Source organism: Olivibacter sp. EAT-5 (assembly GCF_044784325.1).
Lineage (GTDB): Bacteria > Bacteroidota > Bacteroidia > Sphingobacteriales > Sphingobacteriaceae > Olivibacter > Olivibacter oleidegradans.
In genome coordinates this window covers 1,812,849-1,831,452 of sequence record NZ_CP173028.1, presented here as the reverse complement: position 1 = coordinate 1,831,452, position 18,604 = coordinate 1,812,849, and the positions used below count along the sequence as shown (strand labels likewise).

11 protein-coding genes are annotated in these 18,604 nt (G+C 41.5%); 1 reads left to right on the top strand and 10 read right to left on the bottom strand.

Annotated elements, in window-relative coordinates; all coding sequences use genetic code 11:
• Window positions 1-164: 164 nt before the first annotated feature.
• From ACH11B_RS07425 to ACH11B_RS07380, 10 genes are all read right to left on the bottom strand, one after another.
• Window positions 165-881 carry a DUF4397 domain-containing protein gene (locus ACH11B_RS07425; RefSeq protein WP_377613181.1) on the bottom strand — a complete coding sequence of 239 codons (717 nt, stop codon included), beginning with the start codon at window positions 879-881 and terminating at the stop codon, window positions 165-167.
• A 313-nt stretch (window positions 882-1,194) separates the two neighbouring features.
• Window positions 1,195-3,522: a beta-glucosidase BglX gene (gene bglX, locus ACH11B_RS07420; RefSeq protein ID WP_377613180.1), complete on the bottom strand. Its 2,328-nt coding sequence runs from the start codon at window positions 3,520-3,522 to the stop codon at window positions 1,195-1,197.
• A gap of 61 nt (window positions 3,523-3,583) precedes the next feature.
• The gene (locus ACH11B_RS07415; protein WP_377613179.1) at window positions 3,584-5,344 is read right to left on the bottom strand and encodes a family 43 glycosylhydrolase; all 1,761 of its coding nucleotides are present in this window, start codon (window positions 5,342-5,344) and stop codon (window positions 3,584-3,586) included.
• Window positions 5,345-5,346: 2 nt separating this feature from the next.
• The gene (locus tag ACH11B_RS07410; protein WP_377613178.1) at window positions 5,347-6,714 is read right to left on the bottom strand and encodes a glucoamylase family protein; all 1,368 of its coding nucleotides are present in this window, start codon (window positions 6,712-6,714) and stop codon (window positions 5,347-5,349) included.
• Between the two features lie 141 nt (window positions 6,715-6,855).
• Window positions 6,856-8,382 carry a RagB/SusD family nutrient uptake outer membrane protein gene (locus ACH11B_RS07405; protein WP_130854567.1) on the bottom strand — a complete coding sequence of 509 codons (1,527 nt, stop codon included), beginning with the start codon at window positions 8,380-8,382 and terminating at the stop codon, window positions 6,856-6,858.
• A 4-nt stretch (window positions 8,383-8,386) separates the two neighbouring features.
• Window positions 8,387-11,404, bottom strand: coding sequence for a SusC/RagA family TonB-linked outer membrane protein (locus tag ACH11B_RS07400; protein WP_377613177.1), 3,018 nt, complete (start codon window positions 11,402-11,404; stop codon window positions 8,387-8,389).
• A 344-nt stretch (window positions 11,405-11,748) separates the two neighbouring features.
• Window positions 11,749-14,553, bottom strand: a complete 2,805-nt coding sequence (locus ACH11B_RS07395) for a triple tyrosine motif-containing protein (protein ID WP_377613359.1) — start codon at window positions 14,551-14,553, stop codon at window positions 11,749-11,751.
• A 139-nt stretch (window positions 14,554-14,692) separates the two neighbouring features.
• Window positions 14,693-15,658, bottom strand: a complete 966-nt coding sequence (locus tag ACH11B_RS07390; RefSeq protein WP_013664708.1) for a rhodanese-related sulfurtransferase — start codon at window positions 15,656-15,658, stop codon at window positions 14,693-14,695.
• A 141-nt stretch (window positions 15,659-15,799) separates the two neighbouring features.
• The gene (locus ACH11B_RS07385; protein WP_377613176.1) at window positions 15,800-16,705 is read right to left on the bottom strand and encodes a helix-turn-helix domain-containing protein; all 906 of its coding nucleotides are present in this window, start codon (window positions 16,703-16,705) and stop codon (window positions 15,800-15,802) included.
• A 167-nt stretch (window positions 16,706-16,872) separates the two neighbouring features.
• Window positions 16,873-17,427 carry an outer membrane beta-barrel protein gene (locus tag ACH11B_RS07380; RefSeq protein ID WP_130854570.1) on the bottom strand — a complete coding sequence of 185 codons (555 nt, stop codon included), beginning with the start codon at window positions 17,425-17,427 and terminating at the stop codon, window positions 16,873-16,875.
• A gap of 321 nt (window positions 17,428-17,748) precedes the next feature.
• Here ACH11B_RS07380 and ACH11B_RS07375 point away from each other — a divergent pair, with 321 nt between their 5' ends.
• Window positions 17,749-18,597 (top strand): UDP-2,3-diacylglucosamine diphosphatase, encoded by an 849-nt coding sequence (locus ACH11B_RS07375; protein WP_013664705.1) that lies wholly within the window; start codon window positions 17,749-17,751, stop codon window positions 18,595-18,597.
• Window positions 18,598-18,604 lie beyond the last annotated feature (7 nt).

The window sequence follows — 18,604 nt, the reverse complement described above, 5'->3', positions numbered from 1 at the left end:
GCGGCGATGGCCAATCAATTCACAGACAGATTAAAAGAAGAACTAAAAAAGCCAATCTACAAATATGCATTTGGATTGGCTTTTATTTTATTAATCATTGCCCTATCGCTTCGCTTTGGTTATTTGCTCGGCGAGTGGTTGTATGCTTTGTTTAATTGATAAAACTAATGGGACACCAACCCTACAGCCAACGTGGTAGAGGTATTATCTTTTATCCCTCTAGCAATAATGGTATAAAATCCACCTTGTTTCAGATCAGCTGTTTCATTTCGCTTAGCTAACTCTGTTCCGTTTACATCTGTAAACTGAATTGTATATATTCCCGCGGAAACGGCTATGAAACCTTGATTGGCGGTAGCACTTGTTTGATTATCATATCCTCTATTGGTAAAAACTTCAGTGGTTTGGCTAGCGTTGATTAAATTAACATCCATAGCAACTGTATTATCTGCTACATTGAAGAAACGAACGTAAGCCTTTCCTTGATCAAAATCACTTGGCCTCTTGTCCTCTACCAATATGCTGGTTGCTACCTCCTCTGTGCCATATACGATAGAAGTATAACTAGTGCTATCTTTAAGTGTAATCGTACTATCAACTATGGATTCATCTGTTCCGGAGATGCCTGCGCTAAATTTTCCAGTTCCTACACCAAAGGGTTGATATCGTAAATACATGCCATAATCAACTTTCCCTTGTCGATTCACTGTATATCCGTCCATTTTAAAGCCCAATGCCTCCTCATAAGGATAAGCATTCACGAACTGTACAGCCGACTGAGGTAAGTAGGTATAACCGTCATCATCGTTACTACACGCACTAAAAGTTAATCCTCCCACAAACAACATTATCAAGAGGACAAAGTAATTTTTCGTTTTCATATTCCTTTTTGTTTAGTTTATCTTTCTTTACACAACCTACATAACGGAATAGGATTTGAAAAAGCTACAGGTCTTATAAGTTGTAGTTTGTTGGTGATGAACGGTGTTTTGTAGTGATGCCTGCCGGTAGGCAGGAATTATGAAGCGTGAATTATCAATGCTATATATACGACGATTGCAAGTAGCAGTAACTTTGCATGAGACAGGTAATGCTAAGTTCGTGCGATCAATTCGCTCGCCAGCATACCTAATCGATAGTATTAGCTAATCGGCTAATGATCACATTGGCTAATTAGCTAATAATAAACTGACTTTACTGCAACTTAAACTGAGCCTCTTTCACATCGCGCGAATTGCCCCCCACAAAAACTTTGAAATCACCCGGTTCTGCTACATACTGCAAGTCGGCACTATAAAACTTCAGATCTTCTGCAGAAAGATGGAAAACCACCTGTTTGCTCTCGCCTGCCTTTAGTTCAATTTTTTGAAACGCTTTAAGTTCTTTAACCGGACGGGTTATACTGCCAACCAAGTCCTGCGTATATAATTGCACCACTTCTTTACCGGCCATCTTCCCTGTATTGGTCACCGTAACCGATACCGCTAAGGAATCTCCCGCACTGAACGCGTTCTTGCTTAATTTGATATCGCTATAAGCAAATGAGGTATAACTTAAACCGTAACCAAAAGGGTAGAGCGGTTCATTATCCACGTCTAAGTAATTGGAGCGGAACTTTTGGAACCATTTTCCCTCCGCTAGCGGTCTACCGGTGTTTTTATGGCTATAATAAATTGGTATTTGTCCTACATTTTTAGGAAAAGTGGCTGTGATCTTACCGGAAGGGTTGACATTACCAAACAACACGTCGGTAATGGCTTTAGCAGCTTGCGTACCACCGAACCATACATTCAAAATAGCGGGTACATGGGCCTGCTCCCAAGTGAGTGTAAGCGGTCGACCGGCAAAAACCACCAATACCACCGGCTTTCCTGTTTTCAATAAAGCGGCGAGTAAGCGCTGTTGCACGGCAGGGATATTCAGGTCCGTACGACTCGAACTTTCTCCGCTCATTTCCGAACTTTCTCCCAATGCGGCCACCACCACATCCGCCTGTTGCGCTGTCTTTACCGCCTCTTGTATCAAAGCTTCTTCCGAGCGATTATCTCGGGAAATTTCCCGACCAAACATCGTAGCCCGTTCTTGATAAGCGGCATCTTCCAATAAGTTTGATCCCAGGCTATGCAGTATTTTCACGTTCGACCCTAGCACTTCCTGCATACCTTCCAGTAATGACTGTGTATTCTTTAAATCCGCATTGACGCTCCACGTTCCGGGCATATTGCTTCCGGTATTGGCCAGTGGACCGATTAAAGCTACAGTCCCGGATTTTTTCAATGGCAAGACATTATTTTCGTTTTTTAACAACACAAAAGATTGTGCCGCTACTTCACGTGCAAAATCTAAATGTTCCTTTGCTAGGATCTCTTTCTTTGCACGTTCCTCACTGCAATATTTATACGGATCATCAAAAAGCCCTAGTTTATACTTGGCTTCCAATACATTTCTACAAGCACGATCAATATCGGCCTCGCTGACTTTTCCTTCTTGTAACGACTTCTTCAAGGTCGTTAAAAAGCCTTCCCCTACCATATCCATATCAACACCGGCCTTAAGGGATAAAGCGGAAACCTGTTGCAGATCGCCCAAACCATGATCAATCAATTCATTGATCGCAGTGTAGTCGGTAGCGACCATCCCTTTAAATCCCCATTGTTTCCGTAGCACATCGGTTAATAACCAGTGGTTAGCGGTAGCAGGTACGCCGTTGATATCATTAAAAGACGTCATAATGCTGCCCGCCCCTGCGTCCACTGCAGCCTTATAGGGTGGAAGATAATCGTTATACATACGATGCAAACTCATATCCGTTGTATTATAGTCGCGCCCAGCTTCAGCGGCACCGTATAGGGCAAAGTGTTTTACACAAGCCATCAAAGTATTATTCGCTGCCAGATCGTTGCCCTGTAAGCCACGCACCATGGCGGCAGCGATTTGCGAACCTAGATACGTGTCCTCGCCGCTCCCTTCGGAAATACGCCCCCACCGCGGATCACGTGAAATATCTACCATCGGGGAATAAGCCCAATTTAAGCCATCGGCGCTCGCTTCCGTTGCGGCAATGCGTGCTGTCTTTTCAATTAAGGCCAAATCCCAAGTCGCCGAAAGCCCCAAGGGGATTGGAAAAAGTGTTTTATAACCATGTATCACATCCTGTCCGAATATTAAGGGGATTTTCAGTCTACTGTGATTGACAGCCAATTCCTGTGTTTTCCTTACGCGATCAGGCGTAGTTAAGCTAAATACACCTCCCACTTGACCCGCTTTGATTTTGCTTTCCAGATCAGTACTTACCGCTGATCCCGTAGTTGCTTCTCCTCCGGTGGGCAAATTTAACTGGCCAATCTTTTCGTCAACGGTCATCTTGGCCATCAATTCATCAATAAAAGCCTTCATCTTGCTTTTATCTGTCGGCTTGATCGCCAATGTGGGTTTCTTATCCACCTTTCGCTGTGCTTGTGTCGTACATGGTACTGCCATCATCAGCGCAATCGCCATGCTTGGTATGATTAGTTTGTTCATGTTTTACTAGTTGTTAGGTCTTAGATGTTAGCTAATAGCTAATACCTAAAAGCTAATCGCTTTATTTCACTTCCTGTACCTTCGTTCTTTCAGATACACCATTTTCATTAAAAGCTTCGATGGCAAAATAATAAGTTTGATCAGTCGTCAAGCTCTTCATATCCAGTTTATTGTTATCATATACCATCCATGCGCTATATAGTTTATCTGGTGCAATACCCCATAAGACATTATAGCCTTGCGCGGTTTTCTGTTGATTCCATGTTATGGTAACATCCCTTTTATCTTGATGCCTCTCTACTTGGAAGTTGTTGACCCTAGCAGGTTTTTTCCCTTCACCTTTGCCAAAAACACGTATTCCGGAAATAGCGAGGTGAGGAGTCGGCACGTGTATATTTTTATAACGGACATATCGAATACGTTCCGGAGAAGCTAAAGAAACATATTCATTCGGCACATCCTGTAGGCTATTCCGTTTGTCAACAATCACTTTCCAATTCTTTCCATCCAATGACCCTTCTAGGATATATTGATGCTTAAGGCCCGGAATACGTCCATACATATCCGATTTATAATCATGGTAGTTGATTTGTATAGCATGTACCGCTGCCGGCTTCAAGAGGTCGATCTGCACCCATTGTTTATCATCATTCGCTGCCGCAAGCCAGAAAGTTTTTATACTTTCATCTACGATATGTTGTGCATAGAACTCCCCCGCAGTTGATGAAACGGAAACAGGTTTACGATAGGATAATAACATCCATTCCGTAAATTCACCTTGCTTCGGGCTTCCCGATGCATAGTGCGGATAATCACCAAACCGCGTATTAGCGTACATCAAACCATCTCGATCAAAATAGGTCGGAAACATACAGATGCGCCTCTCCCATCCCACATTGACTGAAACGGCCATCGAGCCAAAATGCCAATATTGATTTCCTGATCCTAACACCGTACTACCATGTCCGGCGCCATTGGCAAAGCCTCCCGGTTTATAGGCGACGGGGTTATTTGGCGCGTAACGATAGGGGCCGAGCGGGTGATCACTGACATAAACGCCATCACCATAGACATTAAACTCCGTACCCGGTGCAGCATACTGCATATAATACCTGTTACCATATTTGGTTAGCCAAGGGCCTTCGATATAGCCTCCGAGAACCGTATCTTGATGATTTTCGCCAAAGCGCTCCCATCCGTGTCTGTCCGGATCTAAATTAAATAGCTCATAAGTTTTCTCTGAAGGCCTGAACCGCTTATACCGATCCAGCGTTTTCGCTCTGATCGGAAATTTATTAGAAGATCCCCAAAACATGTAAGCCTGGCCGTCATCATCTATAAAAAGATCCGGATCTTGCAAATCATTTAGAATAGCAGGAACCGCTTTCCAATCTCCTTTTTTTGGATTATCTGTATAAAGAATGCTCATAGAGCCCGAAGGATCCCCGGTCACGTAAAGTACAGAATCTTTATAATTGTGTGCTGCCGGAGCGTTAGAGCCTTGGAAGTACCATTTTTCCGGTGTAATAAAATTCCAGTTTGTTAAGTCGGTAGAATGCCAATAACCCATTGACCGTGTAACGAACATATAATATTCTCCCCGGAATTTTACAACAGCGGGATCAGCGCCCGAACGGTAAGAAATATCGTTATGGGCATTGTAGATCATATAAGTATAATCCAGATTGAGCGGGTTACAATAGGTCTGCTGATGTTGCGCATGTACCTGGAGGTTTAATCCGAATACTAAAAAAACGAAAACTGCCCTTCTAATAATCGGCCAATGGGTAACACCTCTGGTGGCTAACAACTGATAATTCATAACTATAAAGTATGTTGACTACTTGAAAAACCTAATTTCTTTAATCCCTCCTTTACTTCCGGAGCACTCATAAATAAATTCCAAAGCAATCCACTCCGTTCATTTTCAATCATTACCGGAATAGGCCCCTGGTCAATTGCTAAATAACGTTGGGGAAACCAGTTATCGGTTTCGCTGTAGGCATCATAAAATCCATATTTTCCCCATACTTTACTGCCTAATTGATCATAAAGATAGCGGATGACCTGCATACTATATTCAGGCGTATAAGGATAAGAAGACAAGGCTGCCGTCGGACTGATTACACCTAAATCCTCTTTGGGGCTATGCCCGGCATAACCTTTTACCGAATAGCTCGCAGTTAAACCCCAAGCATTGGCGCCGTAGCCTTTAAAATGTTTGGGATTCTCGATGCAATATTCGCGTTGAATGAGTGTTTGATTCTTATTGAGTTCCCAATAATCCGCGTATTGGTCTTTCAATCCTCTCGGATCTAATCCCAAGTAAGAATAATGAGCCCAGAACATAGGTCCAACGGTTCCTTTATGTCCATTAAAGTCCAAAACGATTTTATGTCCGTACTGTTCCGCATCGGTTTTAATTTTTCCACTCTTTGCCCAACCTTCGTGGTATACCGCGGCAGGTACGCTGTGCGTAGGAGAGGCAGCTGCCAGCACATACATAATCAGGCATTCGTTATAGCCCGTTACCGGAAAATTCATTTCCCAACCATACTCGGGGCTCCAATGCCAGTATAATACATTCTGCCCGCCTTTACGATACCAACTCCAATCGATTTCCTTCCACAATTGATCCGCTTTGTCCGCAACCGCTTTCTCCTGCTCATTGCCCCCCGCCAAATACTGTCGTACGCATAGGAGGCTTTGCGCCATAAAGGCTGTCTCTACCAAATCGCCGCCATTATCTTTTTGGCCAAAGGGTTTTACTTTACCGGTAGGGCCATGCAACCAATGAGGCCACGCACCATGAAAACGATCTGCTTTCTCCAGATAATTAACAATTTGCTCTAGTCTTTGTACTCCGGCTTGACGCGTAATAAAACCACGTTCCATTCCAACCAAAATATTCATAACACCGAAACCACCCCCACCAATGGTTACCACATCTTGATCATTCTCCGGATACACACCGTCTAGATGAATACGTTCGCGGGCTAAGCCAGACGTTTTTTCAGCACCCTCCCAGAAATATTGAAAGGTTTGTTGTTGTACAATCGTCAGTAAGGAGTCGTTGGAAAGCGTATCCGTCTTTTCTTCTGATTGTTGCGCTTCTTTATTAGAGGGCGACTGAGAGCAGGAAAAGGAAAGAGACAGAATTGTTAATAATAATACGTAAGAAGAAACTTTCATTGATGTTTGTTTTTGGTGATGAAGCCCGCCCAAGCTATTACACATTTTTTTGGTGTAGTAACTCAGACAGGTTCGTTTGTATCTGAAGGAAGGTATCAACAAATCTGGAAGGTAAGACTTCCAGATTTGCAAGTTGTCGAATTAATAGCCTGGATTTTGCCGCAATCTATTTTCACTAGCAATGATCTCGTTTTGAGGAATTGGAAATAGCTCATGCTTGCCATCCACAAACTGCTTACCTTGCGCCCTCAAAATAGCTCCTGCTTGACCGGTGCGAACCAAGTCGAAAAAACGGTCAAATTCCATCGCCATTTCGAGCCGTCTTTCATTCCAGATTAACCGACGAAGTTCATCTTGACCTGCGGCTTGGATATCAGGTACTGCATTTGGGTTGTTTCCCCTTGCTCTCGCTCTAATCGCGTTTACCGAAGATAACGCTACAGAAGTATTGCCTAACTCATTAGCCGCTTCGGCCCGGATAAGGTATATTTCGCCCATACGGAGAATCCGAATGTTCACATTCGAGTAATCAGTACTACCTCCATACGTTTCCTTTAAAATGCTTTGATAAGCTTTGTAGTTATATCTTGGATTAAATGCCGATATTACGCGCACTCCGTCAAAAAGTGTATTCCCTACACTGATGATTGTCGCATCCCGTCTCACATCACCTTCACTATAAGCGTTATACAGATCAGCGCTAGGCGTATTGAACCCCCATCCTTGAAATACTTGTGAAGAAGGCACATTAAAGGCTCCCTCTTTGATGCCTTGCACTTGACTAAATTGTTGAACACTGCTATTTCTCAATCCACTGCTTTGGATTTCGAATAAGGATTCGGAAGAGTTTTCCCCCGACTCTCTCCAAATAGTAGTATAATCGTTTACTAATCCATAAGCTCCCACGGCCCCATTGATAATACTATCCGTCAAGGAATAAGCACGATTCCATTCCTTCCTGTACATAGACACCTTTGCCAACAGACCTGCAGCCGCACCCATGGTAGCTCGTCCCAAATCCTGCGCAGCATATTCGGTGTTCTTCGGCAAGTTGTTCAACGCAAATTCTAAATCGCTCTTAATAAATGCATAAATTGAATCAGCTGGTAACTGTGTATATGCTGTTTCACGTTCTTCGACATTTTCGTAATCTATAACACGGTCTATTTTTGGGACGTTTCCAAACATTCTTACCAAGTTAAAATAATAGTATGCTCTCAGAAAACGTACTTCTGCAGCATATCGAGTTTTCAAAGCCTCCTCTATAGAAAATTGTGGAACATTTTCCAGAGCCCGGTTACAATAATTTACACCTAAATAGTTGCTGCTCCACATACTATAAAAGGATGGAGTTGACGCGCTAAAAGTGAAGTTATCCAATTGGTCTTTATCGGATCCGGTATCACCTGGCGAGCTTCCTTTGTCTGCATCATCAGAAGTAATACTTGTCACGCCGATCCAAGCAAAGGAACTTTGATCCCAAGTAAGGAGGTTGGTATAAGCTGAATTGACGAAGCGTTGAGCATTCTGGGGATTAGTAAATGTTGAATCGTCGCCCGAAACCTGATTTTCGGGAGCGGGATTTAACCAGTCTTTACTGCATGAGGATACAACTATACCTAAAATAAGGACAGTTAGTATACTGATATGATGGATGAATTTCTTCATGATCTTAAAATGTCAAATTTAAACCAAACATATAGGTTGAATAAATTGGATATACATCCAATTCGATACCTGAATTAATTGCCGAGCCCGCATTACGCCGATCAGCATCGGAAATATTTCCTGAGGTTGCACCTCCAATTTCGGGAGTAAATCCGCTATAAGATTTGAATACAAACGGGTTTTGTGCAGTTGCAAACACACGTAACTTACTATCTTTTAAGAATGTCCATTTTTGATTGTCAAACGTATAGCCTAATGTAATGTTGTTTACTCGCAAGAAATTACCGGATTCGACATAATATGTAGAGGGCCGAGGAATAGTATTGGATGCAGCAGGCCCAGAAGCGTTCTGATTTTCCGGTGTCCAGCGATTAGCAAAGACTTCTTGTTCTACCGCATCATTGCCAAATCGTACAGCGCGTTTACCATTGAAAATTTTGTTTCCTAAGTTTCCGTAGAGATCAAACGACAGATCAAACTGTTTATAATTCACACCCGCATTGAATCCGAAATAAGCTTTTGGTTGATAAGACCCGACAAACACACGATCGTTGTCGTCGATAGTACCGTCTCCATTTACGTCTCGGTAAGTAAAGTTCCCCTGATCATCATGGCCAGTCACTTCATAAACCCAAAAGCTGCCCACGGGTTCGCCTACTTGGGTCATGGTAACAATTTGTCCATTGCCAAGACTTCCTCCCTGTAACCTTAGGTTTCCAGTAACTTCGTCGACGATATTTTTATTGAAAGTAACATTTCCGCCAAATCGATAGGAGAAATCGTCGTTTACCCGATTATCCCAATTCAAGGCAACTTCAAATCCTCTGTTCCGAACACGAGCTGCTTGTGTATAGACAACTCTGTCTGCATCGCCGAAGAGCGAAGGAATTGTTACCGGAACGTAGGCGTCGGTCAACTTATTGTAATATCCAAAGCTTCCAGATAACTTTCCATCGATGATACCAAACTCCAATCCAGCATCTACTCCTTTTGTCGTTTCCCACGAAGCGCCCGCATCCCGTATTTGATTATAATTGATCCCAAGCACCGGATCAAAATTAGGAAAACCAAAAGGATAATACCCTGTTTGAGAAACGCCTAATAAAGCTGCCAGGTTATTCCCTGAAATACTGATGTCATTTCCAACTTTACCGTACCCAACTCTTAGCCGTAAATAATCAAATAAATCTTGATCCTTCATAAAGTTCTCTTCACCGATATTCCACGAACCACCAATTGAGTAAAAAGTTCCCCACTTATTATTGACAGGGAATGAACTTGACCCGTCTCTACGCAAAGAACCGCTAATGTTGTATCGACCGTCATAGGTATATGTTAATCTTCCAAAAATGGATTGGCGGCGTACCAAATCACCGCCATTAATATTGTTGTTTGGATCAATAGTAATTGTCGATACATCTCCTTGACTGATATACCATAGATTTCGTTGATTAGGGACATCTAATACTTGAACGTTTGACCTTGTTGCACGGTCTCTTTCAAAGGAATAGCCTACGGTGGCGTTAACTTCGTGCTTCTCCGCGAAAGTTTTATTGTAAGTAGCTTGGTTATTCCAAATGTAATAGAAGCGGTTGTTATCCAATACATTTAATCTCGAGCGATTATTTTGCTGCGCACTGAAAACGGTGTACACAGGAGCATATTGAAGACCATCTCCATTTGTCTTATCGAAATTAAAATCACTTCGTAAAGTCAAACCCTCCACGGGTTTTAAAGAGATAAAGCCATTTCCCTGCAAACGTAACGTATTGGTAAAGTCATTGGTATAATTAATCGTCGCTACAGGGTTTCCAACATTTAACCCTGGTTGATACCCATAACTACCGTCTTCATTATAGATAGAGGCCGCAGGCGACATCCGGTAGGCTGACGCAAAAACACTTCCGGGAATATTATTCGACTTGCTGTAGGTTACGGTAAGATTATGACCAACAGAGAGAATTGGAGCTAACTTATACTCATTATTTACCCTTGCGTTAAAGCGATCATATTTTGATCCTTTTAGAATACCTTGATCGCCAAAGTAACCTGCACTAAAGTAGTACGTTGTCTTTTCTGACGACCCACTCACGCTTACGTCATAATTGTGGACTAACCCTTGGCGAGTTACGGCATCCATCCAGTCAGTGGTTTGATTAGGCAAATTATTCGGATCGAATAACAATTCAGGTTCTTCTCCCACGGGTGTCCCATTAATGATCGCTTCATTGGTATAAATCGCATAATCTCTACCACCAGCCATATCTACCTTGCTAGTCATGTTTCGAAAACCAGCGTAAGCATTTACATTCACTTGCATTTTACCACTTTGACCGGTTTTTGTAGTAACCAATATCACACCATTACCAGCCCTGCTACCGTAAATTGCTTGAGCAGACGCATCTTTCAACACTTCAATGGAAGCGATATCCGAGTTATTAATATTCGTAATATCGTCCGTAATTACACCGTCTACCACATAAATCGGATTTTGGTTCCCTGTAATTGATCCTACCCCACGGATTCTTACTTGCGGTTGCGAACCAGGCTGTCCCGAAGCGTTAATCTGTACGCCTGATGCCTTTCCTTGTAGGCCTTGTGCCGCTGTCAACACGGGCTGTTTGGTAATTTCTTCTGATTTAACGGAGCTTACTGAACCGACAATCTGGCTCCGCTTTTGTGTACCGTAACCAACAACTACCACTTGATCCAATACCTCGCTCTCACTGGCCAAGGTAACATTAATGGTGGTTTGATTGTTTACGGCTATCTCCTGTCTTCGATAACTGATGAAACTAAATGTTAGGGTGGCATTCGACGGTGCCTTGACATTATAGTTACCATTGGCGTCCGTCTGGGTCCCTTTACCTGTCCCTTTGATTAATACACTCACGCCTGGAATCCCTGTTCCATCGAGCGAATCTGTTACCTTACCTTGAATGGTTATTTCCTGCTGCGCGAAAGATGGCGCTGCGATAAAAATAAATAAAACCATTAGGCAGTACGTAAATCTGTACCTCATAGCTTTTTTGATTGGTTATAAATTGTCTCTTTAATATAGTTGGGTTTTACTCTCCTAAGTGAGCGCACCCTCATTAGTGGTTAACAAAACAAAGTTGCCCGATTGTTTTAAAATTTGGAAAAAAAGAGACTCTACATCAATACATCAAGCGTAAAACCACTTGCTCATTTCTGGATTATATTTTTTTAAAACGCTGATTAACAAATAAATAATCTGATACATCACCTCTCATATTTATCGGTAAGTGTGTACTTAATACACGAAGTGTTTGATGAGGTAATGATGTAGTGTTTTACCTTACATCTAATAGGGTCTATAATGATATACCAAAACAAGAGGGGTCACTACACATCCATTAGAAACTCGGTAAGATTCTGGTCGTGCTCAAGGTTTAATTTTTTCCGTAATCGATATCTTCTGATTTCAACTCCTCGAGTGGTGATATTAAGTAAGGAAGCAATTTCCTTGCTTGACATGTTCATTCGCAAATACGCACACAGTTTTAGGTCATTAGGTACCAACTCGGGATAGTTGGCTTTTAACTTTTTAAAGAAATTCTCGTGCGCTTCATTAAAACTTTCTTCAAAGAGATTCCAATCGCGCTCATCGCTCCGAGCGTCGTCTATAATCTTGCTGATCCTTTTTAGTTGATCACTTGATAACCTGCGTCCATCTCCGTCCTTCAATTGAAGCAACTCATCATGTACATTATTCAGCAACTCATTTTTATAGACAATATTCATGGCTGAATTGGCCAATTCTCTATTTTTGCTCGCAAGCTCCTTTTCCAATTGACTATTTTTCATCCTGAAAAGTCGCTGCTCATTTTCAAACATCTCTTTTTGTAACCGCTCCTCCTGCTCATGCAACATTTTTTGCTGCACTTCCTCGCGATGCCTTTTAAGCTTATATAAGTAATAACGTCTAACTCCGTAAAGCAGCAGCAAAAACAGCAACGCATAGGCTATCCAGGCCAAGCTACTTCTATACCAAGGGGCACTTATTTCAAAAGAAAGTGCACTGACCGACGTTACATAACCATTTACATTTGCTCTTACCCTAAAGATGTATTTACCCGGTGAAAGATTGGTAAACTCCTTCTGAGTGATACTGCTCCAGGCCGACCAGTTCTTTGAGTTTCCCTCCAGTTGATATTGAAACTGAATGGTATTAGTAGAAAAATAGGGCAACGCGAAAGTAATACGTATATTATTTTGTTTGGCTTCCAAAATAATTTCGCTCGATTGATAAAATGCGATTGGTTTGGCTGTACTATCAGCAATATCTTCTACCTTCTGGATAATTGGCGGGGCAATTTGTTGTTGCGGGGATCCGGTGACTTTTCTATAAAGCGCGAAACCGTCATCTAAACTAACTAACGATAGGTTTGGCGTGAGCAAGTTTACATTTTCATAAAAACTCAACATACGGTTATTCAACACCGTGAAACCAGTAGAATCAATATGGACTTTGCCACCATCACCAAAACCAACCAACGCCAAATGTCCTTTACGAATGAACCAATATTTGCCACCCGCAGCCGGCATTACCTTGTTTGCATTGGCAAAGGTACCCAAGCGTTCATTCAGTTGGGTATAAGCATGAAAGTGATCCGCTATCTCATCATGTAAATAAAACCCGGAGTCCGTTGCAAAAACGACTCTACCGGCTATACTAAATACGTTGACATACGGACTTTGAGGTAATCCATCATCCTCTGTATATTTCTTTTGATGCCGAACAAGGGTAGCTTCATTATTTAGCTGGACAGCATACAGGCCTTTGTATCCACTTACCCAGAATCGGTTGTTACTTATCTGCTCGAGGTATTGAACAGGTTCGTTGAAGTTCCCTAGTTTCCGATCAAAAGTCCAACGATTATTACTCTTCTTAAAAAGAGCTAAACCCGTATAGGTTCCCTGTATCAGGCTATCACTCTTCCCTTGTAAGGTATGTAAAGTATAGCCTCCGGTAACCGTTGATAGCCACTGCGGCCGCTCGTTTTCGACCCGAAAAGTTCCATTGTTATGACCGCAGAGCAATTCGTCGCCTAGGGTATAGAGCTCCCAAACTTGTCCTTGTGAGCCTTCTACTAGTCGGAAATCGAAACGATTATTGTTGGCTGGCCAATTACTGTAATAGAGTCCCTGATTAGTCCCGATATAGAGTTTGCCTTTGTAGATTTTCGAGGTGTAAACAGTACCTAAAATCCCCGCGCGATCGTCAAAGTAATAAATAGGTGAATTGATTTCTATACGATCGATTCCATTGTCCAAACCAACCCATATATTTTGAAACGCATCCGACTGTAAGCTTAAAACGGTATTATTTTGCAAGCCATTGCTTTTGTTTATGTGCTGAATGAGCTTCCCTGCTTGGTCAAGTATGTAAACGCCATTTAAAATGGTCCCGAAAGCATATTGATTTCCAAGTACTTTCAGCCCATTATTGAGTTGGTATTGTCTTAGCGCTACGTCTGCTTCGTTGATCCAGGGCCGAGCATCTCCATTTTCAAAGATAAACAAACCACTTTTGGCCGTACCAATAAGCAAGGCATTGGATGTGAAAGGAAGTATGGAAAGAATGATTGAATTTCCATAGAATTGTTTATCTAAAAGTTTTACGAGCTTTCCGTCTTTGAACTCGAACAAGCCTTTTGATATTATTTCTACCAAATAACGTCCATTAACTTGATATAAGAATAAAAAAGGGTCTTTTGTCTTTAATACGCTTAACTTTCCATTTTTGTAGGTATAGATGGCAGAAAAGGATTGAAAAAGCACTTGCTCATCATCAACATAAATCTTCCAAATTTCGTCATTGACCTTGTCCGCTTCCGTCAGTTGATCACTTAATGAGCGGTATACCAGCAAACCGAAAGCATTTCTTTCCCATACACCAAATTGGCCAAATCCGCCGGTATATATTTCCCCCTCCCTTCCAACAGCAACACCTCTCACCAAAATTTTGCGCGGCATGGTATTTAGATCCCAATGCTGCCCGTCAAAAGAAAGCAAACCATCGCTATTGGCAAAATACATTCGCCCGTCGGGCCCGTAGCTTGCCGACCAGTTCTGGTTCCCCGCCTGGTAGAAAGTTTTACTGAAATTTTGGACAAGAGGCGCACCGGCAAAATGGACATCGCCCATAGCAACTGTTTGTTTCGCAACAGGCGCTCCGATTCTTGGCCTACTTGGCTGCGCCATTGCCGGTTTAAGCGAAAGGCTAAGAAGCAACAGAACTAATAGGCTAAAAGAAAATGACCAATTGTTGCGCATACAGGCTAAATTAGGTCTTTGCCGGAAATTTTTTATGTTTTCTTTTGCTGAGATTGACAGTTTGTGGAATTTTGACATAATATCCCGTTCCGTCGTACTCTCTTTTTCTAGGGTGTGCTTTACACGCATCTGAACAACATCCATCCATCTTCCATCCGCATTCGTCGCATTGGGTAAAATGCTCATTGCATTCAGGATTGGCACAATTGATCATCTTAGTGGTTTGTGTGCCACAATTAAAGCAAGTAGATACGACTGAGGGATTTACGGTGTTCACGTCGACCGCCACACGGTTGTCAAAAACATAGCATTTCCCTTCAAAGTCTTTTCCGCCAGCTTCCTTCCCGTATTTTATAATCCCTCCATGTAATTGGTATACTTGTTCAAAACCTTCATGCAAGAGTAAAGCGGATGCTTTCTCGCATTTTATTCCGCCGGTACAATAGGTAAGGATCTTCTTGTCTTTATACTTAGCAAGTTCCTTAATCTTTTCCGGAAATTCCCTAAAGTTTTCAATGTCTAAACGTACTGCGTTTTTGAAATGGCCAACTTTATGTTCGTAATCAGACCGAACATCTAATACCACTACGTCGTCCCGATCCTTCATTTCAAGAAACTCCTTGGGTTCTAAATGTACACCTGTTTTCTTTGTTGGATCAATTATATGCGGGTCTCTCAATCCCGAATGCACAATCTCCGGTTTATACCGACAATGCATCTTAACAAATGAAGGTTCATCCACCTCGTCCACTTTAAAATCTGTCTTAGCAAAACGAGGATCAGCATGCACGGCATCCATATACGCTTGACATGCTTCCGGTGTACCTGATACTGTTCCGTTCAGTCCTTCATTTGCCACAATAATACGTCCGACAAGTCCTAAAGACTTACAAAAAGCTAGATGGTTTTCGGCAAATTCTTCTGCGTTTTCGATTGGGCTGTAACAATAATACAGCAAGGTTTGATATGCTTTCATATGTCATTGATACCGCTGCAAACGGCGTTTAATGTTTTTTAAGGTGCAAAGATAAGAATTATTTGCCTTTTATTGATAGCGAATGACCTAGTTAGCCTTCATTACAGACTCTTCACAGCTTTGAAACGAATTGCGCTCGTGCTATCTCGCATATTGCAAACTGTAAAGTTGCTGAAACGCCGTCGGATTATATCCGGCGATATGCTTAAAGAAACGACTAAAATGCGAGCTTGTGTCGAAATTAAGTTTACCGGCGATCTCTTTAACACTTAGGTCTGACGTGGTTAACCAATATTTGGCCTCTTCCATGATCCTGCTGTGTATCATATACAATGCCGTTGTTCCTGTATACTCTTTAACCACTTCACTGAGATATTTTGCGGTCACGAAAAGGTGCTCCGCGTACTCCTGAACAGTTCTTTTGGTTAAGAAATGATCATCAATAAGTCGTTTAAATTTATTGACCAGCTGCTGCTGCCGCGAAGGCAAAGTCAGTGCCTTGGCCGAAACATGCGTACTGGCGCGACTCGTTTCCAGAAGAAGTTCAATAAACAGCAGTCGCAACATCTTGTCGCGAAACAACTTACCGTTGTGATATTCTTGATGTAGTCGCTTGAAAGTTATCTGAATGGTAGCAAAATTAGGCTTAGTTAACGTGCATATAGCGGGTTCATCAAAACCATTCACCAATACATTTTCAATCAATGGCTCTTGAAAAACTGCATTAATAATAAAATCCTTCTTAAAAAGAATAATATAGCTCTGGATATCGGCTGTCAGTGATTCAAACACTGTTGCCGGTGTCAGTTTAATAAGATACAGCGTCCCCGGGGCTAGCTTAAATGAATAATTTTCCATATTGACTATTCCCTCTCCTCTAAGATTTAGAATAAGAGACATGTATTCATGTAAATGAAAATTAGATAAACTTGTTAAGGTATTTCGGTTAGCCTGCATGACAATAAAGTGGGGGTTTTTGTCCACTGCGGAATTGAAAGCAGGATCGTTCTTCTCAGTTATTACTAATTTATTTAAGGAATTGCTCATATATTACCTTTTGATCATGCAAAGCAAAGCATATCCTATCGTAACAAGGTAAATTGAATATCATATTAACATAGGTTTAATGTCAAAAACAGGCAAAAAAAACCTGTTTCCAAAAGGAAACAGGCCAAATTTAAAATAAACAAAAATCACTAAGCATCTAGGGGTTCTTACAAACCGAAACCATAAGCTATCCGTAAACCAAAGAAGTTATTGCTACTTCCATTGTCTGTAAATTTGCTATTACCTTGAAAACGTACACCCGCATCCAAGTAGCTTTTACCACCTAAATTGAATTGATAGCCTACTTGTGGTGCATAGGCAAATGTAGCAGATTTAGTGGCGCCTATATCGTCTTTGTTTGTTAAGAAAGACACCCCAGCCTCGCCTTGAACATAAAAGTTCCCGACAGGAAAATATTTCAAGCCTGCTTTTACAGGAAGCAATTGTAAGTCTTCGCCGGAAATGCCATTGAAATCTTTTGCAAAGAAATTACTGAATCCTGCATTCAGGGTTACGTATAAATCATTTTTCAGGATCGGGTATTCAGCTTGTATTGAACCTCCCACGCTCCAATCATAAGCATCTCCGAAATCTCCTACCGGTAAACCAAACTCCGGTCCAACGCTTAGACGAAAGCCTTCGCGGTCTTGCGCCTTAGCAGAAAATGTAAGCAAAGTTAATGCAGCTAATATAAATGTACTCAGTTTAATTGCCTTTTTCATGTTTTTAAAATTAATTGTAAGTTTTTCTCATTATTGTTACTAAGAAGTTGATAGCGTCTTTCTATCCAAAAAAATTGCTGCTTAATGATTCTTATTAATTTGTTTTTACAACACAAAAGTAGTTTGACAAATCAGCGCCATCAATTCCAAAAGGTCGGATTATGGAACCAATTTTTCGGCTAAATGAAATAATGGATATGAATTTGGAAGCGTCAGGCATAAAAAGTTGATATCGAAGAGCCTATGCAAACGAAATATAACAACTAATTAACAGCAACTTAACAATATAAATGTTACTTTGTATACAAAGTTTATACTTTGATGTCAAAACGTGCAATAGAGCTGGTGGTTATCTCAGATGTTCATCTTGGGACCTACGGATGTCACGCTAAAGAGCTCCTAAATTACCTCAAGAGCATTAAACCTGAAAGAATCATATTAAACGGCGATATCATTGATATCTGGCAATTTAGCAAACGTTACTGGCCGGAAAGCCATATGAAAGTGGTCCGTAAGCTGCTTAAATTTGTGGCCGAAGGTATCCCTGTTCATTATCTGACGGGCAACCACGATGAAATGCTTCGAAAATTTGCTGATTTCAATCTTGGCTCTCTGCAGCTTAGCAATAAATTGGTACTTCCGTTATCAAACGGCAAAGCCTGGATATTCCATGGTGATATCTTTGATGTAACCATGCAGCACTCAAAATGGCTAGCACGCTTAGGTGCCATTGGCTATGATTCACTGATCTTGCTTAACAGCTTTGTAAACTGGTGTTTAGTTAAAATGGGCAGGGGAAAGATGAGTTTTTCCAAGAAAATCAAAGCAAGTTTTAAAGATGCTGTTAAATTTATCAACAACTTCGAAACGATCTCTGCCGAGCTAGCCATTGAAAAGGGATATCAATATGTGGTTTGTGGCCACATACACCAACCGGAAATAAAGGAAATAGAAACAGAAAATGGCACGGTGACTTATTTAAACTCCGGCGACTGGGTTGAGAACCTGACTGCCTTGGAATACAACAAAGGCAAGTGGGAGATTTACCGTTACAGCAAAGATGAAATGGCAAATACTGCATCAGAGGAGATTGATCCTTTTGAAAGTGAAGACCTAAATGAAAAACTGAACGTAAACAAGTTGTTGGCGCTATTGAAAGCTGAAGGTTAAGAATCCC